The organism is Serratia sp. CY81684, assembly GCF_052166595.1.
GTDB classification, from domain to species: Bacteria; Pseudomonadota; Gammaproteobacteria; order Enterobacterales; family Enterobacteriaceae; genus Serratia; species Serratia nematodiphila.
The window spans coordinates 976,850-999,451 of record NZ_JBJNOO010000003.1; the positions used below are offsets into that span (position 1 = coordinate 976,850).

The following is a 22,602-nucleotide window of genomic DNA, read 5'->3' on the forward strand; positions in this document are numbered from 1 at the left end:
GTTGGCATGAATGTTGCGTTATTGAGCGAATGCGGCGGGTTTATTACGTCGCAGGCGCTTCACCCTGCGGTATATAAGGGTAATGGCAAGGTGCAACTCATTTTACTTGTCGTAAGTGCAACCTTTGAGTCCGGTAAATGTGACGCAGGGTAAACTTTGTGTAACTTTGTTGTTAAATATCTTGTTGGTTGATGAAAGGCTCATCTAGGATAACCGACGGTCAACAATTACGGGCAGAAACTATTTTACCTGCACTCGCTCGCAGGCTGCGCCACGTTCCGGCGCGGCGGCCAGTGAAATGCATTGCGCGTGGGTTTACCGGCGCCGGCTTGGCCGGAGCGAAACGCGAATAATAATGAAAGTGGAGAATTAAATGACAATGAGCACACCTATGCTGGTGACCTTCCTGGTGTACATTTTCGGGATGGTGCTGATCGGCCTGCTTGCCTACCGGGCAACCAACAACTTTGATGACTATATTCTCGGCGGCCGCAGTTTGGGCAGCGTGGTGACCGCGCTGTCCGCCGGGGCTTCCGACATGAGCGGCTGGCTGCTGATGGGCCTGCCGGGCGCCATCTTCCTCTCCGGCATCTCCGAAAGCTGGATCGCCATCGGCCTGACCATCGGCGCTTACCTGAACTGGAAGCTGGTGGCAGGAAGGCTGCGCGTGCATACCGAAGCCAACAACAACGCCCTGACGCTGCCGGACTATTTCACCAGCCGTTTTGAAGACAACAGCAAGCTGCTGCGGGTGATCTCGGCCATCGTCATTCTGGTGTTCTTCACCATTTACTGCGCCTCCGGCATCGTGGCCGGCGCGCGCCTGTTCGAAAGCACCTTCGGCATGAGCTACGAAACCGCCCTGTGGGCCGGCGCCGCGGCGACCATCCTGTATACCTTTATCGGCGGTTTCCTGGCGGTGAGCTGGACCGACACCGTACAGGCCAGCCTGATGATTTTCGCGCTGATCCTGACGCCGGTGATCGTGATCTTCGCCGTCGGCGGCATCGATACCTCGATGCTGGTGATCCAGGCGAAGAATCCGGCCAACCTCGACATGCTGAAGGGGCTGAACTTCGTCGCCATCCTGTCGCTGCTGGGTTGGGGCCTGGGCTACTTCGGCCAGCCGCACATCCTGGCGCGTTTCATGGCAGCGGATTCTCACCGCACCATCCGCAGCGCGCGCCGCATCAGCATGACCTGGATGATCCTGTGCCTGGCCGGGACCATCGCCGTCGGTTTCTTCGGTATCGCTTACTTCGCCAATAACCCGGATCAGGCCGGTAACGTGTCGCAGAACGGCGAACGCGTGTTCATCGAACTGGCGATGTTGCTGTTCAACCCATGGGTGGCGGGCGTGCTGCTGTCGGCGATTCTGGCGGCGGTCATGAGCACCCTGAGCTGCCAGCTGCTGGTGTGCTCCAGCGCGATCACCGAAGACCTGTACAAGGCGTTCCTGCGCAAGGGCGCCAGCCAGCGTGAGCTGGTGTGGGTCGGCCGCGTGATGGTGCTGGTAGTGGCGTTGATCGCCATCGCCTTGGCGGCCAACCCGGAGAACCGCGTGCTGGGCCTGGTGAGTTATGCCTGGGCCGGTTTCGGTGCCGCCTTCGGCCCGGTTGTGCTGATCTCGGTAATGTGGTCGCGCATGACCCGCAACGGTGCGCTGGCCGGCATGCTGGTCGGTGCGGTGACGGTGATCGTCTGGAAACAGTACGAATGGCTGGGCCTGTACGAAATCATCCCTGGCTTCATCCTGGGCTGTCTGGCCATTGTGGTGGTGAGCCTGATGGGCCGCCAGCCATCCTCGACCATGACCGAACGTTTCGATCAGGCGGAAGCCGAATACAAAACGGTATAACGCCGTTTGATGTCTGTCGGCAAGGGGCGCGCAGAGCGCCCCTTCTTTTTGCCTGTTTGCCCGTCATTCGGCTGTAACACCTGGCGACATTTGATTAGAAAAAATCACGCTTGTGCCTCTTGTATTTCTTTTTGCCAGAATGATAATCACTCTCGTTGTATTTTACGTTTCTTTACATACTCGCCGCGGCTCATTTCGAGCCGGTTTTCTCTGCCGCCGCGGTCTTTTCAGGGGTGATTGGTTATGTTCGTTCCCTTTCTTATCATGTTCCGTGAGGGGCTGGAGGCCGCGCTGATCGTCAGCCTGATCGCCAGCTACCTGAAGCGCACGCAGCGCAGCCAATGGCTGGGCGCGGTGTGGATCGGCGTGATTGTCGCCGCGGCGCTGTGTCTGGCGCTCGGCATCTTCATCAATGAGACCACCGGCGAGTTCCCGCAGAAACAGCAAGAGCTGTTCGAAGGCATCGTGGCGGCGGTGGCGGTGCTGATCCTCACCTATATGGTGTTCTGGATGCGTAAGGTGTCCAAATCGGTCAAGGTGCATCTGGAAGGGGCTATCGATCAGGCGCTCAGCGCCGGTAAAGGGCAGGGGTGGGCGCTGGTGGCGATGGTGTTCTTCGCCGTGGCGCGCGAAGGGCTGGAGTCGGTGTTCTTCCTGCTGGCGGCGTTCCAGCAAGACGTAGGCGCCGCGGCGCCGATCGGCGCGGTGCTCGGCCTGGTGGCCGCCATCGTGCTGGGCATGATGATTTACTGGGGCGGGGTGAAGCTGCACCTGGCCAAATTCTTCAAATGGACCAGCCTGTTCATTCTGTTCGTCGCCGCCGGCCTGGCCGCCGGGGCGATCCGCGCCTTCCACGAAGCCGGTCTGTGGAACCACTTCCAGGACATCGCCTTCGATTTCAGCAACACCCTGTCGACCCATTCGCTGTTCGGCACCCTGCTGGAAGGCATTCTCGGTTACCAGGAAGCGCCGACGGTCAGCGAAGTGGCGGTCTACTTCCTGTATCTGATCCCGGCGCTGATTTTCTTTTTCCTGCCGCAGCGCGCGGAGCCGGCAGCGGCCCCGGCGCAACGTAAAATCAATCATTAATGTTTAATAGGGAATCTCGTATGTCTACTCCGTTATTTCGCCGCAAGGCGTTGCACGCAGCATTACTGGCTATCCCGGCGTTTGCGCTGAGCATCGACGCCTTGGCGGCGGACGTGCCGCAGGTCAAGGTTACGGTTAACGACAAGCAGTGCGAACCGATGCAGCTGACGGTCCCGGCCGGCAAGACGCAGTTTGTGGTGCACAACACCAGCCAGAAAAACGTCGAATGGGAAATCCTGAAAGGGGTGATGGTGGTGGAAGAGCGCGAGAACATCGCGCCGGGCTTTACCCAGAAAATGACCGCCACGCTGGAAGCGGGCGAATATGACATGACCTGCGGGCTGCTGAGCAATCCGAAAGGCAAACTGACTGTCACCGCCGCGGCCAACGGCGCCACCGACGGCAAGCCGAACGCGCTGGACCTGGTCGGCCCGATCGCCGAATACAAGGTTTACGTCACCAAAGAAGTCGATGGGTTGGTGAAACAGACCAAGCTGTTTACCGACGCGGTGAAGGCCGGCAACGTGGAGCAGGCGCGCAAGCTGTATGCGCCGACCCGCCAGCACTATGAGCGCATTGAGCCGATCGCCGAGCTGTTCTCCGATCTGGACGGCAGCATCGACGCCCGTGAAGACGACTACGAGAAGAAAGCGGCGGACCCGAACTTCACCGGCTTCCACCGTCTGGAGAAGGCGCTGTTTGCTGACAACTCCACCAAAGACATGGGCCAATATGCCGATCGTCTGTATCACGACACCGTTGAGCTGCAAAAACGCGTGAGTGAACTGACCTTCCCGCCGAGCAAGGTGGTGGGTGGCGCAGCCGGGCTGATCGAAGAGGTGGCGGCCAGCAAGATCAGCGGTGAAGAAGACCGTTACAGCCGCACCGATTTGTGGGACTTCCAGGCCAACGTCGACGGCGCGCAAAAGATAGTCAATCTGCTGCGCCCGCTGCTGGTTAAGGCCAATAAGCCGCTGCTGGACAAAATCGACGCCAACTTCAAAACCGTGGACACCATTTTGGCGAAGTACCAAACCAAAGAGGGTTATGAGTCCTATGAGAAGCTGACCGATGCCGATCGCAATGCGTTGAAAGGGCCGATCACCACGCTGGCGGAAGATCTTTCCCAGCTGCGCGGCGTATTGGGTCTGGACTGAGGCATACGGTTATGAGCAACAAGGCAGGCCCGAATAACGGGCCGCATCCGCAATCGCAGGGGGCGGCATCGCCTTCGCGCCGCCGTTTGCTGCAAGGGCTGGGGCTGGGCGCGCTGGCGCTGGGCGGCAGCCGCCTGGCGCAGGCGGCGGGTAACGCGGCGGAGCCGTTGGCGACGCCGCAGGATGAGCGCTGGCAGAAACAGCCGTTTTATGGCCGCCATCAGGCCGGGGTGCTGACGCCGCAACAGGCGGCGATGATGCTGGTGGCGTTCGATGTGCTGGCGACCGACAAAGCGGGGCTGGAGCGCCTGTTCCGGCTGCTGACCGATCGCATCGCCTTCCTGACCCACGGCGGCAAGGCGCCGGAGGTGGACGCCAAGCTGCCGCCGCTCGATTCCGGCATCATGGGGCCGGAGATTTACCCGGACAACCTGACCATCACCGTCTCGGTCGGCGCATCGCTGTTTGATGAACGCTTTGGTCTGCAGGCGCAAAAGCCGCTGCGGTTGCAGAAAATGACCCGCTTCCCCAACGATGCGTTGGACACCGCGCTTTGCCACGGCGACCTGCTGTTGCAGATCTGCGCCAACACCAACGAAACGGTGATTCACGCGCTGCGCGACATCATTAAGCATTCGCCGGATCTGCTCAGCGTGCGCTGGAAGCGGGAGGGGTTCATCTCCGCGCACGCGGCGCGCAGCAAAGGCAAAGAGACGCCGATCAACCTGTTGGGTTTCAAAGACGGCACTGCGAACCCGAAAACCGACGACAAACCGCTGATGGATAAGGTGGTGTGGGTCGGCGACAACGTCGGTGAGCCGGCGTGGACGGCGGGCGGCAGCTATCAGGCGGCGCGCATTATTCGTTTTCGCGTCGAGTTTTGGGATCGCACGCCGCTGCAGGAGCAGGAAACCATCTTCGGCCGCGAGAAGCACAGCGGGGCGCCGCTGGGCATGAAGCGTGAACATGACGAGCCGGACTACGCGAACGATCCCGACGGCAAGGTGATCCCGATGGATGCGCACATCCGGCTGGCTAATCCTCGCACGCCGGAAAGCCAAAGCAACCTGATGCTGCGGCGCGGCTACAGCTATTCCCTTGGCGTCTCCAATGCCGGCCAGCTGGAAATGGGGCTGCTGTTCGTCTGCTATCAGGCCGATCTGGAGAAAGGCTTCCTGACGGTGCAAAAAAGGCTGAACGGCGAAGCGCTGGAGGAATACATCAAGCCGATTGGCGGCGGGTATTTCTTCGTATTGCCGGGCGTGAAAGAGGGCAGCGATTATCTGGCCAGCGGCCTGCTCAAGGCCTGAAGCCGGAATAACGAGGCGGGATCTTCCGCCTCGTTTTACGTTTGTCTTACCCGCTGCAGGGGGGCAGTTAACGATGAAACGCAATTCAATGCTTCGCCAGCAGATAAAAAAACACCCATCTCTGCTGCTTTTGATAGCGCAAAATTTAATCGGGAAACCAAAGTGTCATTCGCGGTTTTTAATTGTAACCAGTTGAAATTTATATGTTAAAAATTTTTATGGAATGACGTGTTGCGCGTGATATAGTGTTTTAGTGATAACTAAAAACAAAACATATAAAATTTTTTTACATTTTAGTAACGCGACAGGATTGAATGTCATTATACTGTAATCATCTGGCGGTAGTTTTCACACGGTGCACAGCTTGAAGCTGTAAATATCACTGCGGGGATCGCTAATGGTAAAGTCCTTGGTTGGGCTGGAAAGAAAAAATAACACATCTCCCCTGATTTCTCGTTGTAACGAGGGTTCTCTCTCCGACTCTCTTTTACCGGCAACTCCGCACCCTTATCGCTACCGAATCTCATCACTTTTTACTCCACGTTTATTGATGCAGTCCGCGTTGTCCCGTGAAGACACGGCGCTTAAGCGTTGCCGTCGATTCACTTTGTCCCTTGGCTCTTATTGGCTCGGAGGAGGCCAAAACCTAATACGTGTGTGAAACATAATCGCGCGGCCTGGCCGTTGCGGTAGGTGAAACAAACTGTAAGGTGCCACTATGGGTAGACAGAAAGCAGTGATCAAAGCACGTCGTGAAGCGAAACGCGTTATTCGTCGTGACGCTCGTAGTCATCGCCAGCTGGAAGAAGAGTCTGTGACCTCGCTGGTGCAAATGGGGGGAGTCGAGTCTATCGGCATGGCGCGAGACAAGCGCGATAGCTCACCCATCGAGGCTAGAACCGAAGCTCAGGGTCATTACTTATCAGCCATAGAGAATAAGCAGCTGATCTTCGCCACCGGCGAAGCCGGCTGTGGCAAAACATTTATCAGCGCCGCCAAGGCGGCGGAGGCGCTGATCCATAAAGAGGTGGATCGGATTATCGTTACCCGTCCTGTTTTGCAGGCGGATGAGGACCTCGGTTTCTTACCGGGGGATATCTCCGAGAAATTCGCGCCTTATTTCCGCCCGGTGTATGACATTCTGGTGCGCCGTTTAGGATCATCCTTTATGCAGTACTGCCTGCGCCCGGAAATCGGCAAGGTAGAGATTGCGCCGTTCGCTTATATGCGCGGGCGCACCTTCGAAAATGCGGTCGTTATCCTGGATGAAGCCCAGAACGTGACCGCCAGCCAGATGAAAATGTTCCTGACCCGCCTGGGGGAAAACGTGACGGTTATCGTTAACGGCGACGTGACCCAGTGCGACTTGCCGCGCGGCGTGAAATCCGGTCTCAGCGATGCCCTGGAGCGCTTCGAAGAGGACGAGATGATCGGCGTTATCCGCTTTGAAAAACAGGACTGCGTACGCTCCGCTTTGTGCCAGCGCACGCTCAACGCTTACAGTTAACCTACCCGCTACTGAAAAGGCCGCTTCGGCGGCCTTTTTTATCGCCGCCTATTTACCATTTCGTTTAACCTTTGTGTAAATTATTGTGGTTATTTGTATAGATTTTCGTTGAGTTAGCGTTAATGATTAATGGGTTCCAGATTGGCGCGCAATTTGCGTGCGGCGCCAAAAGGACACTATCTGGGGTGTGCGCCGCGCGGCGCATAGCGTGTGGGTTCTTTGATGCGATTCAAACATGAAATACATCATTCTGCTTTTGCTTATTTTATGCGTCGTCTATGTGCATTACCGCGGGCGGGTGCGCTACAACGTGTGGCGGCAGCTGTCTGACCATTCCACCTTTACCGCACCGTTGAACGTCTTCATGTATCTGTTTTCCCGTGTGCCGACTACGCCGTACCTGAAGCCGGAGCAATTTCCTGAGCTGACGGTACTGCGGGAGAACTGGGAAACTATCCGCGAAGAAGGACAGAAGCTGATGGAGATCCAGCAGATCAAAGCGTCCGATCAATTCAACGACGCCGGTTTCAACTCGTTCTTCAAGACCGGTTGGAAACGCTTTTATCTGAAATGGTATGAGGACAGCCATCCCTCCGCCATGACCCTGTGCCCGCAGACCACGGAACTGCTGCGCAGCCTGCCTTCGGTCAAGGCGGCGATGTTCGCCGAACTGCCGGACGGCAGCCGGTTGCCGCGCCACCGCGACCCTTACGCCGGTTCGCTGCGTTATCACCTGGGGTTGATTACCCCCAATGATGACCGCTGCTTCATTGAGGTGGACGGTGAGCGCTACAGCTGGCGTGACGGTGAAGGGGTGATGTTCGATGAAACCTATCTGCACTATGCGGAAAACCAGAGCGGGCAGAATCGCCTGATCCTGTTCTGCGATATCGAACGGCCGATGCGCTACCGCTGGGCACAGGCGGTTAACCACTGGTTGGGGCGCAATCTGATGAGCGCCGCCACCGCGCCGAATGAAGAGGGCGATCGCACCGGCGGCGTCAACAAGATGTTCAAATACATCTATGCAATTCGCCGGGTGGGGAAACGGCTGAAGGCCTGGAACCGCACCGGTTATTACATCATCAAGTGGATTTTGTTCGGGGGGATCGCCGCGGCGATATTCTTCTCGGTATAACGCAGACAGGGGCGCACAGAGTGCGCCCCTTTTTGATCAGGCGAAGATAGTCATCATGTAGGCGGCGAACAGCGCCAGGTGGGCGGTGCCGTTCAGCACGTTGGTGCGGCCGGTCGAGAACGACAGCTGGCACAGCAGCAACACCGTCAACATCACCACGATATGCGGCGTTTGCAGGCCGAAGATCAGCGTCTGCCCGGTCAGGGTAGCGATGATGGTCACCGCCGGCACCGTCAGGGAGATGGTCGCCAGCACCGAACCGAAGAACAGGTTCATGGCGCGTTGCACCTGATTGTTCAACACGGCGCGCAGCGCCCCCAGGCCTTCCGGCGAGAGGATAAGCAGCGCCACCAGGAAACCGGTGAACTGCGCCGGCGCGTTCATTTTGGTCAGCAGGCCTTCGAGCGGATTGGCATTGAACTTGGTGACGGCGATAACCGCGATCAGGTGCACGATGAGCCAGGCGGCGTGCCAGGCGCTGCTGTGCGAAGAAGGCTTGCCGTGATGCGGATCGCCATCGTCGTCTTCATGCTCGTACACGAACAGGCTCTGGTGGGTTTTGGTCTGGATCACCAGGAATACGCCATACATGGCGGCGGAGATCAACGCCACCAACAGCGCTTGCCCGGTGCTGAAGTTGCCGCCCGGCAGCGCACTCGGGAACACCAGCACGATCACTGCCAGCGGGAAAATCGCCATCAGGTACTGTTTGATGCCGCCGAGGTTGACGTACTGGGTAGCGAACTTGCGCCCGCCGAGCAGCAGCGCGAAGCCGACCAGGCCGGCGGAAACGATCATGATGATGGAGTACAGCGTATCACGCATCAGCGCCGGCGCGGCGTCGCCGGTGGCCATCAACGCCGAGATCAGGCTGACTTCGAGGATCACCACCGACAGGCTGAGGATCAGCGAGCCATAGGGTTCGCCCAACCGGTGGGCGAGCACGTCGGCATGGCGCACCACGCTGAAGGCGCTGCTGAGGATCCCCACCAGCGCGAGAATATTGATGCCGACGATCAGCGGAAAGTTAGCGGTGCTGCCCCATAAATTCAACACCACCAGCGCGGCGATGGGGAAGATCAGCGAGTATTCGGTGTGGCGAGATTTGGTGGATCGGCCAGGATCGTGTTGCGACTTCATGAGGGTGGCACTCCTTCTCAAACAGCGTAGCCCGTCAGCGCCGGTCGCCGTGATGCGGCAACTCTGCGTTTCCAGTAGGTATTTTATATTAGGATACACCCGCGGCGCCGGTGTGATGTTGTTTTTATCTGAGAAAGCAATTGCTTGCTTTATGTGATCAGAGTAACAAAAAAACCGCACGGGGTGCGGTTTTATTTACTTACTTTTACGCAATAACGTCAATTTACAACGCTAGATTTGAGAAAAGTCGTGTTTACTTATTTAGTTCGTGGTTATTCAAGGAAAATATGACCGCTAGTCGTCAATATTGTCCATGATTTCATGCCGTTTATTGTGGTAACCCTCTTCATTTAGCCCCTCACGCCAGTAAGGTACGGCATAAAGACGATTACGATCGCATTGGCGTTCGCGGCGCAGGTAACGGCGCAGCTCCACCACCAGGCGATCTTCACCGGCGAGCCAGAAGTGCGCTTCCCCCTGCGGCAGGGACTGCGCGCGGAACCGAGCGATCAATTCGTCGGTTTTCTCCGTGCCGCCGACGATCCAATTCACCTCAACGCCGGCAGGTTTTTTCAGGTCAATCACGTCGGCAGTGCTGTCGACGCGGATGAAAGCGCGCCCTGCGCCGTGCGGCGGCAGGTTTTCCAGCAGCGCGGCCAGCGCAGGCAGCGAGGAGGGATCGCCCGCCAGGCAGTAGAAGTCGGCGGCCGGCAGCATCGGTTTCGGGCCGCCCGGGTTGCTGATGCCGATTTTATCGCCGGCTTTCGCCTGGCGCGCAAAGTCGACCGCCGGGCCCTGGTGGTCATGGATGGCGAACTCGATGTCCACTTCCGCCTGCTCGGGACGCACGGCGCGAATGGAATAGGTGCGCACGATCGGGCGCACGGCGTCCGCGGCCCAGCGCGGGCCGTTTTCGGTCAGCGTCGGCAGATCCGGTTGCGTCTGGCCGGCGAGCGGCAAAAAGACTTTGATGTGCGCAGCGGCGGCGTTGGCCGGGTAGTAGCGCAGATCGGGCGCGGTAAAGGTGATGCGACGCAGGTGCGGGGTAATGTCCTGTACGGCGCTGACGGCGATCAGGTAGGGGGCGCGTGAGCGGGGGGCTTCGGTAGTCACGAGGATCTCCTTATAGTTCGTTTGGCGGTGAGTATACCATGCCGTTTGATAATGAGAATTGTTTGCTCATTGAGGCGCAACCGCGTGTGAGCTAGGCTTAAGGTTCACGCAATACGCACGGGAGGACGTGATGCCATACCAAGACACGAGCGACTTGCCGGACAATGTAAAGCATGTGCTACCGGAACATGCGCAGGCGATCTATAAAGAAGCGTTCAACAGCGCCTGGCAACAATACCGGGATCCCGACGATCGGCGCGGTGACGACAGCCGGGAGGAAACGGCGCATAAGGTGGCCTGGGCGGCGGTCAAGCAAAGCTATCGCAAGGGCGACGACGAACGCTGGCATAAAAAGTAACGCCTTTATGCCCCGGTAAAAAACGCGCAGACGTTATGCTGACCTCGGCAATTAATATTATTGCTGCTCAGTACAAATACTTTTCCACGTTAACGCCGCTTTGCAACTTGATTGCGCGGCGGGAAAAGAATATGGTCATTATTAATCGGCGCGGTTATTGAATTAATAAAATTCCGCACCAAAAAATAAAATTGCAAAGGTTCAGTAGTGGCGAGGGAGGACGAGAAATCGTATTCCCGGGAGGTTGTAACAGTGTTAACGCGAGATTTTCTGCAAAAAGCGGATTGCAAAACCGCCTTTGGCGCTATTGAGGAGTCGCTGCTGCTGACGCCTGAACAGCGCGCAGCCTCGTTGGAATGCACGTTATCGCGCCGGCCGGATCACAGCCCGGTATGGGTATTCGGTTACGGTTCGCTGATGTGGAATCCGGTTTTCGAATCTGAAGAAGTGCGGCCCGCCATGCTGCAGGGCTGGCATCGGGCGTTCTGCATGCGTTTGACCGCCGGGCGCGGCACGCTGCATCAGCCGGGGCGCATGCTGGCGCTGAAAGAGGGCGGTCAGACCACCGGATTGGCGTTTCGTCTGCCGGAAGGCAAGCTGCGCGAAGAGCTGGAGCTGCTTTGGAAGCGCGAAATGGTGACCGATTGCTACGTACCGACCTGGTGTGAACTGCAGTTGGATGGCGGAGAGACCGTCACGGCGCTGGTGTTCGTGATGAACGCGCAGCACCCGCTGTTTGAAGCAGACACCAGCCACCAGGTGATCGCGCCATTAATCGCCAGCGCCAGCGGCCCGCTGGGTACCAACGCGCAATACCTGTTTGCGCTGGATAACGAGCTGAAACACCACGGCATGCAGGATGATTGCATCGGCGATCTGGTGCGCTATGTACAGCAGTGGTTGCAACAGAACCGCCCTGGCGCTTTCGGGGCTGAAGCCACGGCCTGAGGCGTTAGCAGGGCAGCAGACACTGAAGGGCTCAGCATGCTGAGCCCTTTTTCATATATCTAATACCTCTATTTAATAACTTTATTCTGCATGATGACTTAAGGCTCTTTATTCGTGTGGTTATTTATCTCATTATTTTTAAAGCCATTCATCATTTTCCCCCGTCCTCACCCCCCGAGAGCCACGATAAATAATTCACTTAGTATTAAATTGCATAAGTAAAGGTTATTTCTTATTTGTTCAGCCCCGCAGGACTCCGTATCAATATGGCAAACGCTACCGCAAGAAACAGGGAGACGGGGATGAACTTTCAACAATTAAAAATTATTCGCGAATCGGCGCGCTGCAACTACAACCTGACCGAGGTCGCCAATACCTTATTTACTTCGCAGTCCGGCGTCAGTCGGCATATTCGCGAGCTGGAAGAAGAGCTGGGCATTGAAATATTCATTCGCCGCGGCAAGCGGCTGTTGGGCATGACCGAACCCGGCAAAGAGCTGCTGGTGGTGGCGGAGCGCATTCTTAACGACGCCAATAACATCCGTCGCCTGGCGGACGTCTTCAGCAGCAACGATTCGGGGCAGCTGCATATCGCGACAACGCACACCCAGGCGCGCTATAGCCTGCCGGGGGTGATCAAAGAGTTTCGCGCGCTTTATCCACGGGTGCGGGTGGTGCTCAATCAGGGCAGCCCGGAGGAGATCGTTTCTATGCTGGCCGCCGGTGAAGCCGATATCGGCATTGCCAGCGAACGGCTGATGAGCGACGAGTCGCTGGCGGCGTTCCCCTACTACCGGTGGCATCACACCATTCTGGTGCCTGAAGGGCACGAGTTGACGCGGCAGCCGCAGGTGACGCTGGAGATGCTCAGCACCTTGCCGCTGATCACTTACCGCCAGGGCATTACCGGCCGCGCGAAGCTGGATGCGGCGTTCAAATCAGCGGGCCTGACGCCGGACATCGCGCTCAGCGCGCAAGATTCCGACGTGATTAAAACCTATGTCGAGCTGGGGTTGGGCGTGGGCGTGCTGGCGGACATGTCGTATGAAAAAGAGCGCGATCGCGGGTTGGTCAGCCTCAACGCCGAGCATTTGTTTGAACCCAATACGGTCTGGCTGGGCCTGAAACGCAGCCAGCTGCAGCGCAACTATGCCTGGCGCTTTATTCAGCTGTGCAACCCGACGTTGTCGCTGACCGAAATCAAAGACAAGGTCTTCTCGTCGCAGCTGGATGCGGTGATTGACTACCAGATTTAAGCGAGAGGCGGCAGGCAATTCCTGCCGCATTTTCCTCAAAGCCCGCCTAATAATCAAAATCCCATCTATATACATAAAAAGAATATCTATAGTGATTTAAGTACCTTCAGCTGCCGATCGTGCTCGCATACACTCGCAAAATTATTATAAATTCCATCCGCTTGGAGAGTTTCAGATGAAAGCGCTCGTTCCTTCTTTGCTGTTTTTGGCCGTGGCGGCCAGCGTTAACGTACAGGCGGCGACGCCGGCCAACACGCTGGTGATCGCGCAATCTATCGATGACGTGGTCAGCTTTGACCCGGCCCAGGGATTTGAGTTAACCACGGTGCAGTCGTTCAACAGCCTGTATCAACGTCTGATCCAGTCAGATCCGCACAATCCCATCGATCTTAAACCAACCCTGGCCAGCAGCTGGCAGGCCGGCGCCGACGACCGCAGCCTGACTTTCAGCCTGCGCCCGGACGCCAGGTTCGCCAGCGGCAATCCGCTGCGGCCGGAAGACGTGATCTTCTCGCTTTCACGGGTGGTGAAACTGAATCTGGAGCCGTCATTTATCCTGACGCAGCTGGGCTGGAACGCGAAGAACGTGGAGCAACACCTGAGCAAGGTGGACGAGCATCAGGTAAAAATCAGCTGGAGTGAGAACGTCAGCCCGGCCTTCGTGCTCAGCCTGCTGTCGGCGCCGGTATCCTCGATCGTCGACGCCAAAGAGGCGCTGGCGCACCAGCAGGGCGACGATCTGGGGCATCAATGGTTGAACAGCCACTCCGCCGGCAGCGGCCCTTACAAAATCCGCACCTATGTGCCGCACGAAGTGGTGGTGCTGGACGCCAATCCCGGCTCACCGGAAGGGGCGCCGACGCTGAAAACCATCCTGATCAAAAACGTGCCCGATCCGGCGGCGCGCCGTTTACTGATCGAGCAGGGCGATGCCGATATCGCACGCAACCTGGGGGCAGACCAGATGGCGGCTCTGAAGGGCAAGCCGGGCGTCAAACCGCTGGCTATTCCTTATGCTTCGCTTTATTTCCTGCAGTTCAATGCCAAGGCGTCGCCGGCGCTCGGCAATCCGGCGTTCTGGGAGGCGGCACGCTGGCTGTTCGATTATCAAGGCATCGCCGACGATCTGCTGAAAGGGCAGTTCCAGAGCCATCAGGCATTCCTGCCGGACGGTTATCTGGGCGCGCTCAAGGACCAGCCGTACAGCTTCAATCCGCAGAAAGCCAAAGAAATACTGGCCAAAGCGGGGCTGAGCAACGTCAGTTTCCGCCTGGACGTCAACAATCAGCCGCCGTATCTGGATATTGCCCAGGCGCTGCAGGCCAGTTTTGCCCAGGGCGGCGTGAAGGTCGAACTGGTGCCGGGCATCAGTTCGCAGGTCTCCACCAAGGTGAAAGCGCTTAACTACGATGCGACGCTGACCTCCTGGGGGCCGGATTACTTCGACCCTAACACCAACGCCGCAGCCTTCGCCTACAACCCGGAAGACGGCAGCAAGACGCTGGCCTGGCGCGCCAACTGGCAGATCCCGGCGCTGAGCAAGCTGACGCTGGCCGCCACTGCGGAAAACGACACCGCCAAACGGGTGGCAGACTACCAGCAACTGCAAAAACAGGTGCAGCAAAGCTCGCCGTTTGTCATCGGCCTGCAGGCACGCAGCCTGATTGCGGTGCGTGACAACCTCAAGGGCTATGTGCAGGGCATCAACCCTGACATGGTGTTCTACAGCAAGGTCAGCAAGTAATGGCCGCTGACCTGTCCGCCGGCGCCGGGGCGGCCCGGCGGTATTGGCGCTGGGGCGGGCGGCTGCTCGGCGGCGCGCTGTCTCTGGCGTTAACGCTGCTCGGCCTGCTGCTGTTCACCTTCATGCTGTCGCACCTGGCGCCGATCGATCCGGCGCTGCAGGTGGCGGGCGATCACGCCAGCGAAGCCACCTATGCGCAGGTGCGGCACGAGCTGGGGTTGGATCAGCCGCTGCCGGTGCAATTTTGGCGTTACCTGGTGCACTTGGCGCACGGCGATTTGGGCATTTCGCGTATTACCGCGCAGCCGGTGTTGAGCGATCTGTTGCGTACCTTCCCGGCGACGGTGGAGCTGGCCACCTGCGCCATTATCCTCGGCGCCCTCGGCGGCATTACGCTGGCGTTTCTGGCGGTGCTCAAACCGGGCAGTTGGCTGGATAACGCGGCGCGTCTGCTGTCGCTGATCGGTTATTCGGTGCCGATTTTCTGGCTGAGCCTGCTCGGGCTGTTGCTGTTCTACGCCACGCTGCATTGGTCGGCGGGGCCGGGGCGGCTGGACGACATTTACTTGTACAGCATGGAGCCGCGCAGCGGTTTCGTGTTGATCGACAGCTGGCTGTCCGGCGATCGTGAAATGTTCTACAACGCCATCGGCCACCTGTGGCTGCCGGTGGTGGCGTTGGCGCTGCTGTCGATGGCGGGCATTACCCGGCTGCTGCGGGCGGCGATGCTGGAAGAGTGCAACAAGGAATACGTGACGCTGGCGCGTTCCAAGGGCGCCGGCCGCCTGCGCATTCTGCTGCGCCATGTGTTTCCCAATGTGCTTGGCACGCTGATCACCGTACTGTCTCTCTCCTACGCCAGCCTGCTGGAGGGCGCGGTATTGACCGAAACGGTGTTCGCCTGGCCCGGCGTCGGGCGTTACCTGACCTCGGCGCTGTTTGCCGCCGACACGCCGGCGATCCTCGGCGCCACGCTGCTGATCGGCACCTGTTTCGTGCTGTTGAATGCGCTGGCCGACGCCTTGACCTATTTAGTGGATCCGCGAACTCGATGAGCCAATATCTCTCTGAACACGAACCGCAAAGCGAGCCAGCCGTCGGTTACCGCCGCGGTCGGCGTCTGACCACGCTGACGCTGGGCGCGGCGCTGGTGGCGATCCTGCTCGTCACCGCGCTGCTGGCTCCGTGGCTGGCGCCTTTCGACCCCAATCTGCAGCATATCGAGCTGCGGTTACTGCCGCCTTCGGCTGCACATTGGCTGGGCACCGACGGCTTTGGCCGCGATTTGCTTTCCCGCGTGATTTACGGCGCGCGGCCGACGCTGATCCTGGTGTCGCTGATTCTGGTGTTGACCATTCCCATCGGCCTGCTGGTCGGCATTTGCGCCGGTTACCTCGGCGGCTGGGTCGAGCGCATTTTGATGCGTCTGACCGATATTTTCCTGTCGCTGCCGAGTCTGGTGATCGCGCTGGCGTTCGTGGCGGTGATGGGGCCGGGGCTGATGAACGGCGCGCTGGCGCTGGCATTGACCAGTTGGCCGGCCTTTGCCCGCCAGGCGCGGGCCGAAACCCTGGCGCTGCGCCGCAGTGACTACCTGGCGGCGGCGCGCATGCAGGGTATCAACGGGTTGCGGCTGATGGTCGGCCACATTTTGCCTTTATGCCTGCCGAGCGCGGTGGTGCGTGCGGCGCTGAGCCTGGGCGGCATCATCCTGTCCGCCGCCGGTCTGGGGTTCCTCGGCATGGGCGTCGCGCCGCCGACCGCCGAATGGGGTTCGATGGTGGCCGAAGGCAGTAAAGTGATTTTCGACCAATGGTGGGTCGCCGCCGCACCAGGCGGGGCGATCCTGTTCGCCAGCCTGGCGTTTAACCTGCTGGGCGATGGCCTGCGCGACAAAATGGATCCTCGTCATGGGCACTGATAACACTTTATTGACCGTCGAACGGCTGGCGATCGGCGTGCCGGGGCCGCAGCCGGCGGCGCTGGTGAAGAATATCTCGTTCAGCATGGGGCGGGAGCGGCTAGCGCTGGTCGGCGAGTCCGGTTCCGGCAAGTCGTTGACCGCGCGTGCGCTGATGGGGCTATTGCCGCCGCCGTTGCAGCTGCAGGCGCAGCGCCTGACGCTCGGCGATGAAGACTTGACGCGCCTGAGCGAACGCCAGTGGAGCCGCCTGCGCGGCGACCGGGTGGCGATGGTGATGCAAGATCCCAAACATGCGCTGAATCCCAATCAGCCGATCGGCCGTCAGGTGGAGGAGCCGCTGGTGCTGCATGCCAAGCTAAGCCGCGCCGAGCGGCGTGAAAAGGTATTGGAGATGCTGGCGGCGGTGGGATTGCCCGATCCGGCGGCGCTGTGGGGCCGTTATCCGCATCAGCTCTCCGGCGGCATGGGGCAGCGGGTGATGCTGGCCATTGCGTTGATCAACGATCCGCAGCTGTTGATTGCCGATGAACCGACTTCGGCGCTGGATCACCAGATGCGCGATCAGGTGCTGCAACTGATAGACAATCTGGTGGCGCAACGCAACATGGGGCTGATCCTGATCAGCCACGATTTGCAGCAGGTGGCGCACCACTGCGAGCGAGTGCTGGTGATGTACAAAGGCGAGCTGTTGGATCAACTGCCGGCAGCAGAGCTGGCGCAGGCCACGCATCCTTACACTCGCACGCTGTGGGCGTGCCGGCCGAGCCGCGAGACGCGCGGCAAACCGCTGCCGGTGCTGGACCGCGCGCTGTTGGAGACGTTGAAATGAGCGTAATTGCACTGGAGAACCTGAGCGTCAGTCATCGCCAGGGCTACGAGCTGCGCACCGTGGTACATGAGGTTAACCTGCACATCGAACCGGGTGAGTGTTTCGGGCTGGTGGGGCCTTCCGGCTGCGGCAAGTCCTCGTTGCTGTGGGTGCTGGCCGGGCTGAATGGCAGCTGGCAGGGCGGTTTTGAGCTGCTGGGGCGGCGGCTGCAACCGGGGCAGGCATTTACCGGCGAGCTGCGGCGCGAGGTGCAGATGGTGTTTCAGGATCCCTATGCTTCGCTACACCCCAAGCACCGGCTGTTGCGTACGCTGTCGGAGCCGCTCAAGCTGCTGCAGGAAAGCGATATCGAACGCAAGATCAGCGCGGGCTTTCGCCAGGTGGGGTTGGATCCGCGCCTGCTGGATCGCTACCCGCATCAGCTGTCGGGCGGCCAGCGGCAGCGCGTGGCGATCGTGCGCGCATTGTTGCTGCGGCCTAAGTTGTTGCTGCTGGATGAACCGACTTCGGCGTTGGACATGTCGGTGCAGGCGGAGATCCTCAATCTGCTCAACGAGCTGAAGCAGGCGGGCGAGCTGACCATGGTGCTGGTCAGCCACGATGCGGACGTGATTGACCATATGTGCGATCGTTCGGTCGCAATGGCGCACGGCCGCATCAGCATTTAAACCTGTGCCCGCCAACGCGGCGGGCATATCCATCTTGGTAATAAATAAAGCAATTTATCGTCGTTCTTCTGTTAATTCTTACCCCCTACACTCGAAAAACAGCGCAACCGCGTGATTGTGGAGAGTGTATCGATGAAACGGTTAATTCCAACCTTATTGTATGGCGCGCTGGCGGCCGCTTTCGGTGCGCAGGCTGCCACCCCGCAGGATACCTTGGTGGTGGTCAGTTCGTTGGAGGGTATTATCAGCCTCGATCCGGCAGAGAGCTTTGAAACCGTCAGTTCGGCCAATCTGGTCAACCTCTATCAGCGCCTGGTGGCGCCGGATCGCGCCGCGCCGCAAAAGCTGGCGCCGGACGCCGCAGGCAGTTGGCAAGCGGGCGCCGATGGCCACAGCCTGACCTTTACCCTGAAACCGCAGCAGCGTTTCGCTTCCGGCAACCCGCTGCGGCCAGAAGATGTGATTTTTTCGCTGGTTCGCGCGGTGAAGCTGAACAAGGCGCCGTCGTTTATTCTCGGCGAGTTTGGCTGGACGCCGGATAACGTTGAGCAACAGCTGAAGAAGGTGGGAGATAACCAGGTGCAACTCAGTTGGCCCGCCAACATCGGCAGCGAGTTGGCGCTGCGGCTGCTGACGGCGAATGTGGCTTCGATCGTGGATGAAAAGCTGTTGAACGAGCACGCGCAGCAGGGGGACTACGGTAACGGCTGGCTGCGCAGCCATTCCGCCGGCGGCGGCCCGTATCGGGTGAACAACTATGTGCCGCATGAAGCGCTGCTGTTTGGCCGTAATGACTACGCTCCGTCGCCGGCAAGGTTGAAAACGGTGTTGTTCAAGAACGTCAGCGACGCCGGTACCCGCCGTTTGCTGTTGCTGAAAGGGGATGCCGACGTGGCCTACGATCTGGGGGCCGACCAGTTCGACTCACTGCGTAACGCGTCTGGCGTGCGCATTGAGCAGGCCGATGCGCCCCGGATCTATTACCTCGGTTTCAACACCGGCAGCAAAGACAATCCGGCGCTGGGCAATCCGGCGTTATGGCAGGCGGCGCGCTGGCTGGTCGATTATCAGAGCATCGCCGAGCAACTGCTGAAAGGGCAATATCGCGTGCATCAGGCCTTCTTGCCGCAGGGGTTGGACGGGGCACTCGACGATCGGCCGTTTAAGCTCGACGTGGACAAAGCCAAACAGATCCTGCGCGATGCCGGCATCGCTGAAGGTACGCGCATCGATCTTATCGTCATCAACCAACCGCCGTATACCGACATCGCGCAGGCGCTGCAGGCCAGTTTTGCGCAGGCCGGGCTGCGGTTGGATATCCATCCGGTGGTAGAAAGCGATCTGTGGGGCAAGATGCGCGGCCGCGATTTTCAGGCGATCTTCACCTACTGGGGCGCCGACTACCTGGATCCGAACACCAACGCCAGCGCCTTTGCCTATAACGTGCCCGGTGGGCCGAAAACTCTGGCCTGGCGCACCCAGTGGAACATTCCCGCCATCAGCGCGGAAACGCGCGCCGCGGCTGCGGAAGGGAACAGCGCCGCGCGCAGCGCACGTTACGTCACGTTGCAACGGGAACTGCAGGCCAGTTCGCCGTATGTGGTGGCGCTGCAGGGGCAAACGCTGGTGGCATTGCGAGACAACGTCGAAGGTGCCCGGCTGGATATCGCCAACAGCATGCTGTATCTGGATCGGGTCAGCAAGTAGCGGCAATGCCGCGGGCCTGTCCGAGCTTTCTGTCGCACCAAAGGCCAACGGCGAGTGAAATCGCTGGCTGTTGTCACCTCGGATCGCGAGATGTTGTGTCAGGGTGAAATAAAATGAAATTTCATAACGCACTCATATGACGGTGATAGATTGGCACTGAAAGGCGGCGTTGTTGACGCCTTTCACCGCGGCCGTCCGCAATGATGCGGACACATCACGTCAGGAGATATTATGGACAATAACGAAAACGCTTCAGGAGCGCGCGCAGCAACCTTGATCGCCACCGGTGAGGTTGTTACGCCGGAACAGTTTTATCAGGACAGCGACGGAAGCAACTGGGGGCCGGCGATCAACAAAGCGGCGGCGGCGGCGCTGCAAGCCGGCGGTACGCTGTCCCTTGGGAAGCGGGTGTATACGGTCGCCGGACACGTACTCATTCAGACGACAACGGACATCTACGGCGGCATCGGGTTGCGGGTGGTCGGATTGGGACGGGCGACCAAAATTGTCAAGACGGCGGACAGCAGTTACACCAACGAACAGGGCGAAACGAAGAAAGCGGTGATCGTGGTGAAAGGCTTCGCCAATCTGACGCTGCACGGCTTGACGTTGCGGGATGATACCGGCGTAGACGACACTCACGGCGTGTGGTTCAGCGATCGCAATATGACGAAGTTTGATATTCGCGATATTTACACCAAGGTCGGCGGTTATTCGCTGTTTGTCTCGGGCGACATGTTCATTAACTGGCTGGTGAACGTGCAGATGGAGGCAAACGCCAATCGCCCGGGCGATGGGGTGCTGTGGATGGACAAGTCCGGCACCACCAATTTTATAGACGGCCTCTACGCCGCTCGCGCCAAGGGGACTGCGTTCAGAATTTCAGGGTTTTACTCTACTATCGGCTCGTTGGCTGCGGATGACTGCATCGGCGATATCTACTCGTTCAAAGATTTTAACGGCACGATCAATTCGTTGGGTTGCGAGAACCGCAATACGCAGCGCGCCGCCAATGTCAGCGTGTTGTCCACCAACTTTGCCCAGGGCACGATAGGCAATATCAATATCCAGGACGCGCAGAATGTGGAGAGCGGGAGCGTGTTGTGCCGATTCATCAACGAATCTCGTTGGGACATCGGTCAGTTGACTCTTTACAGCGGTTCGAAGACGCCGTTCCCGGCGGCGATCGCCGCCTGCAGCAACAATACCGAGGTAACCTTCAGTAACGTATACAACGGCGGCGTTCCGGTGGCCGGCAAAAGCACCGTCGACGTTACGTCGTTTTTAAGCGGGGTCGAAGCGATGTACAGTCTGGGCGAGCGGGGAATTGCCCCTTCCGCCACCAGCAACCATTTGCCGCGCAATATCTCGAAACAGCAATCGTGGACTTTTTTAGGCACCCTGACCGCGCCGGATCGGCAACCTACAACGCGCATTACTCTTCAACAGGGCGTAAGCACCAAGGTGCTGGCGTGCGATTTATATATCACGTTCGATCTGTCTTCGCAGGCAACCGCCTTTGTCGTCAATAAAGGCAGCTATAGTGCGAAAGGCGCCTTTATGTTGCGGCGCACCGGGCCGTTAAGCTGCGAAATATATTACCGCGTCGAGAAAGATTTCGGCTTTGGCAGTTATCAGGTGCAGACTACGCGCGGCAGCTACTGGCGGCCGGACGGCGTTTCATTGAGCACGCCACCCGCCGATGCGTTGGAAATCCGCAGCGATGAGGTGTTATCCACCACCAGGCTCGCAGTGATCCAGCCACTGGCTAATCCGACAACGGCCAGCACTGCGGAAGTGGCAGGATTGCTCAATCGGCTGATCGAGACACTGAAGAACTAACCGAATAACGCCGGCGCGTTTTGGCCGGCGTCCATCAAGAGCAACAGCCAGCCGGCGGCCGCCAAGGCGATGCCGAAAGGTTGCCGCGTTTGCCAGGCGCGGCGGTTGCGGCGGCCGCGCGTCAATGCCATGCCTATTCCGAACATGGCCGCCAGACAGACCAGCAGCGGCAGCATCGTCCAACCGAGCCAGGCGCCCAGCGCCGCCAGCAGTTTGAAATCACCCTGGCCGATGCCGTTACGCCGCCGCACCTGCCGATAAAGCGCGTTGAGCAGCCACAACCCCCCGTAGCCGGCGGCGGCGCCGATAACCGCGTCGCCCAGCGTCGCCCAGCGAGCGTCAAGATTGCACAGCATCCCGCCCCACAGCAGCGGCTGGGTTAACCGGTCCGGCAACCACCGATGGCGCCAGTCTAGCCAGGCCAGGGCGATCAGCAGCGCCGCAGCCGGTGGCAACCACAGCCGGTGTGCTGCCGGCAGGTCGAAGGGCAGCGCCGTCAACGCCAAACCGAAGGCCGTCAGCAGCAGGCTACGGCGGCGCAATTTCGGTGGGCTGGCGCGCACGGCCGCCGTTCGCTCCAATCGGGTGATGAGCGTGAAGGCGACCGCACCTGCCGACAGCAGCGCGGTGAAAAACAGCGCGGGCCACAGTAAGGAAAGAAACATCGGGGCTCCGTCAGTCGTGAAATAGATGTTTAAAATAACGGCAAAATGCGTATTTCATCGGGGTGAAATGCGGTGGGCTGTGAGGAATGCGCAGTTGTACGCATCGCCACTTCACGTATTGCAGAGTGAGGCAATGTCATGCGTGGAGGCGCGCAGCAGTGGGGTGTTGCGCTTTTTATCGGCAAAATCGGTGCTGAAATGGTGTGAATTCACCTGGCGGCCGGAATGGATCGGTAAAGGGCGTAAGTGACGGCGTCACTGGGGAGTGATTGGGGTTTATCCTATTGTTTCTGTTCGTCAAGCCGTTAGACTTTAAGGGAGAGGCGCCCCGGCCTGGACGGGGCGTAGG

The 22,602-nt window shown here is 59.1% G+C and carries 19 protein-coding genes; 16 read left to right on the forward strand and 3 right to left on the reverse strand.

From position 1 onward, the window contains the following. Positions 1-373: 373 nt before the first annotated feature. The 6 genes from putP (at position 374) to lpxO (ending at position 8,059) form a co-directional block, all read left to right on the forward strand. On the forward strand, positions 374-1,858 hold the full coding sequence (putP, locus tag ACJ8QF_RS12515; RefSeq protein WP_015378228.1) for a sodium/proline symporter PutP: 1,485 nt from the start codon (positions 374-376) through the stop codon (positions 1,856-1,858). A gap of 243 nt (positions 1,859-2,101) precedes the next feature. Beyond that, the gene (gene efeU / locus ACJ8QF_RS12520) at positions 2,102-2,947 is read left to right on the forward strand and encodes an iron uptake transporter permease EfeU (protein ID WP_004934730.1); all 846 of its coding nucleotides are present in this window, start codon (positions 2,102-2,104) and stop codon (positions 2,945-2,947) included. Positions 2,948-2,967: 20 nt separating this feature from the next. After that, positions 2,968-4,104: an iron uptake system protein EfeO gene (gene efeO, locus ACJ8QF_RS12525; RefSeq protein WP_004934728.1), complete on the forward strand. Its 1,137-nt coding sequence runs from the start codon at positions 2,968-2,970 to the stop codon at positions 4,102-4,104. Between the two features lie 11 nt (positions 4,105-4,115). After that, a complete protein-coding gene (efeB, locus tag ACJ8QF_RS12530) occupies positions 4,116-5,414 on the forward strand; it encodes an iron uptake transporter deferrochelatase/peroxidase subunit (RefSeq protein ID WP_442518239.1) in 1,299 nt (432 codons plus the stop codon). 718 nt (positions 5,415-6,132) lie between these two features. Then, positions 6,133-6,921 carry a phosphate starvation-inducible protein PhoH gene (gene phoH / locus ACJ8QF_RS12535; protein WP_015378226.1) on the forward strand — a complete coding sequence of 263 codons (789 nt, stop codon included), beginning with the start codon at positions 6,133-6,135 and terminating at the stop codon, positions 6,919-6,921. A 235-nt stretch (positions 6,922-7,156) separates the two neighbouring features. Then, on the forward strand, positions 7,157-8,059 hold the full coding sequence (gene lpxO, locus ACJ8QF_RS12540) for a lipid A hydroxylase LpxO (RefSeq protein ID WP_004934725.1): 903 nt from the start codon (positions 7,157-7,159) through the stop codon (positions 8,057-8,059). A 36-nt stretch (positions 8,060-8,095) separates the two neighbouring features. Here the strand turns inward: lpxO and chaA are convergent, their stop codons facing one another. Beyond that, on the reverse strand, positions 8,096-9,199 hold the full coding sequence (chaA, locus tag ACJ8QF_RS12545) for a sodium-potassium/proton antiporter ChaA (protein WP_004934723.1): 1,104 nt from the start codon (positions 9,197-9,199) through the stop codon (positions 8,096-8,098). 294 nt (positions 9,200-9,493) lie between these two features. Beyond that, on the reverse strand, positions 9,494-10,312 hold the full coding sequence (locus tag ACJ8QF_RS12550; RefSeq protein WP_275094877.1) for a siderophore-interacting protein: 819 nt from the start codon (positions 10,310-10,312) through the stop codon (positions 9,494-9,496). 130 nt (positions 10,313-10,442) lie between these two features. On the opposite strand from ACJ8QF_RS12550, the gene chaB reads away from it, so the two are divergent. The 10 genes from chaB (at position 10,443) to ACJ8QF_RS12600 (ending at position 21,588) form a co-directional block, all read left to right on the forward strand. Further along, the gene (gene chaB / locus ACJ8QF_RS12555) at positions 10,443-10,670 is read left to right on the forward strand and encodes a putative cation transport regulator ChaB (protein ID WP_004934720.1); all 228 of its coding nucleotides are present in this window, start codon (positions 10,443-10,445) and stop codon (positions 10,668-10,670) included. A 252-nt stretch (positions 10,671-10,922) separates the two neighbouring features. Beyond that, a complete protein-coding gene (locus tag ACJ8QF_RS12560; protein ID WP_021504033.1) occupies positions 10,923-11,618 on the forward strand; it encodes a gamma-glutamylcyclotransferase in 696 nt (231 codons plus the stop codon). A 302-nt stretch (positions 11,619-11,920) separates the two neighbouring features. Then, on the forward strand, positions 11,921-12,874 hold the full coding sequence (gene cbl, locus ACJ8QF_RS12565; RefSeq protein ID WP_004934716.1) for an HTH-type transcriptional regulator Cbl: 954 nt from the start codon (positions 11,921-11,923) through the stop codon (positions 12,872-12,874). A gap of 175 nt (positions 12,875-13,049) precedes the next feature. Beyond that, positions 13,050-14,618 carry an ABC transporter substrate-binding protein gene (locus tag ACJ8QF_RS12570; protein ID WP_440484283.1) on the forward strand — a complete coding sequence of 523 codons (1,569 nt, stop codon included), beginning with the start codon at positions 13,050-13,052 and terminating at the stop codon, positions 14,616-14,618. After that, on the forward strand, positions 14,618-15,673 hold the full coding sequence (locus ACJ8QF_RS12575; RefSeq protein WP_004934713.1) for an ABC transporter permease: 1,056 nt from the start codon (positions 14,618-14,620) through the stop codon (positions 15,671-15,673). The genes ACJ8QF_RS12570 and ACJ8QF_RS12575 overlap by 1 nt, the downstream gene beginning before the upstream one ends. Next, positions 15,670-16,539: an ABC transporter permease gene (locus ACJ8QF_RS12580; protein ID WP_004934710.1), complete on the forward strand. Its 870-nt coding sequence runs from the start codon at positions 15,670-15,672 to the stop codon at positions 16,537-16,539. The genes ACJ8QF_RS12575 and ACJ8QF_RS12580 overlap by 4 nt, the downstream gene beginning before the upstream one ends. Then, a complete protein-coding gene (locus ACJ8QF_RS12585) occupies positions 16,529-17,371 on the forward strand; it encodes an ABC transporter ATP-binding protein (RefSeq protein WP_004934707.1) in 843 nt (280 codons plus the stop codon). Before ACJ8QF_RS12580 ends, ACJ8QF_RS12585 begins: the two co-directional genes overlap by 11 nt. Continuing rightward, positions 17,368-18,039, forward strand: coding sequence for an ABC transporter ATP-binding protein (locus ACJ8QF_RS12590; RefSeq protein ID WP_004934700.1), 672 nt, complete (start codon positions 17,368-17,370; stop codon positions 18,037-18,039). The genes ACJ8QF_RS12585 and ACJ8QF_RS12590 overlap by 4 nt, the downstream gene beginning before the upstream one ends. A gap of 132 nt (positions 18,040-18,171) precedes the next feature. Further along, positions 18,172-19,746: an ABC transporter substrate-binding protein gene (locus ACJ8QF_RS12595; RefSeq protein ID WP_280631496.1), complete on the forward strand. Its 1,575-nt coding sequence runs from the start codon at positions 18,172-18,174 to the stop codon at positions 19,744-19,746. A gap of 231 nt (positions 19,747-19,977) precedes the next feature. Then, a complete protein-coding gene (locus ACJ8QF_RS12600) occupies positions 19,978-21,588 on the forward strand; it encodes a hypothetical protein (RefSeq protein ID WP_004934698.1) in 1,611 nt (536 codons plus the stop codon). Here ACJ8QF_RS12600 and ACJ8QF_RS12605 read toward each other — a convergent pair. Beyond that, the gene (locus ACJ8QF_RS12605) at positions 21,585-22,253 is read right to left on the reverse strand and encodes a prepilin peptidase (protein ID WP_280631497.1); all 669 of its coding nucleotides are present in this window, start codon (positions 22,251-22,253) and stop codon (positions 21,585-21,587) included. The genes ACJ8QF_RS12600 and ACJ8QF_RS12605 overlap by 4 nt on opposite strands. Positions 22,254-22,602: the final 349 nt, after the last annotated feature.

Excerpts from the sequence above, each read along its gene's own strand:
- ACJ8QF_RS12600 (WP_004934698.1), top strand. The coding sequence starts at position 19,978 with ATGGACAATAACGAAAACGCTTCAGGAGCGCGCGCAGCAACCTTGATC.
- cbl (WP_004934716.1), top strand. The coding sequence starts at position 11,921 with ATGAACTTTCAACAATTAAAAATTATTCGCGAATCGGCGCGCTGCAAC.
- ACJ8QF_RS12580 (WP_004934710.1), top strand. The coding sequence starts at position 15,670 with ATGAGCCAATATCTCTCTGAACACGAACCGCAAAGCGAGCCAGCCGTC.
- ACJ8QF_RS12575 (WP_004934713.1), top strand. The coding sequence starts at position 14,618 with ATGGCCGCTGACCTGTCCGCCGGCGCCGGGGCGGCCCGGCGGTATTGG.
- ACJ8QF_RS12595 (WP_280631496.1), top strand. The coding sequence starts at position 18,172 with ATGAAACGGTTAATTCCAACCTTATTGTATGGCGCGCTGGCGGCCGCT.
- phoH (WP_015378226.1), top strand. The coding sequence starts at position 6,133 with ATGGGTAGACAGAAAGCAGTGATCAAAGCACGTCGTGAAGCGAAACGC.
- chaA (WP_004934723.1), bottom strand. The coding sequence starts at position 9,199 with ATGAAGTCGCAACACGATCCTGGCCGATCCACCAAATCTCGCCACACC.
- efeU (WP_004934730.1), top strand. The coding sequence starts at position 2,102 with ATGTTCGTTCCCTTTCTTATCATGTTCCGTGAGGGGCTGGAGGCCGCG.
- ACJ8QF_RS12585 (WP_004934707.1), top strand. The coding sequence starts at position 16,529 with ATGGGCACTGATAACACTTTATTGACCGTCGAACGGCTGGCGATCGGC.
- ACJ8QF_RS12590 (WP_004934700.1), top strand. The coding sequence starts at position 17,368 with ATGAGCGTAATTGCACTGGAGAACCTGAGCGTCAGTCATCGCCAGGGC.
- ACJ8QF_RS12605 (WP_280631497.1), bottom strand. The coding sequence starts at position 22,253 with ATGTTTCTTTCCTTACTGTGGCCCGCGCTGTTTTTCACCGCGCTGCTG.
- ACJ8QF_RS12570 (WP_440484283.1), top strand. The coding sequence starts at position 13,050 with ATGAAAGCGCTCGTTCCTTCTTTGCTGTTTTTGGCCGTGGCGGCCAGC.
- putP (WP_015378228.1), top strand. The coding sequence starts at position 374 with ATGACAATGAGCACACCTATGCTGGTGACCTTCCTGGTGTACATTTTC.
- efeB (WP_442518239.1), top strand. The coding sequence starts at position 4,116 with ATGAGCAACAAGGCAGGCCCGAATAACGGGCCGCATCCGCAATCGCAG.
- chaB (WP_004934720.1), top strand. The coding sequence starts at position 10,443 with ATGCCATACCAAGACACGAGCGACTTGCCGGACAATGTAAAGCATGTG.
- efeO (WP_004934728.1), top strand. The coding sequence starts at position 2,968 with ATGTCTACTCCGTTATTTCGCCGCAAGGCGTTGCACGCAGCATTACTG.
- lpxO (WP_004934725.1), top strand. The coding sequence starts at position 7,157 with ATGAAATACATCATTCTGCTTTTGCTTATTTTATGCGTCGTCTATGTG.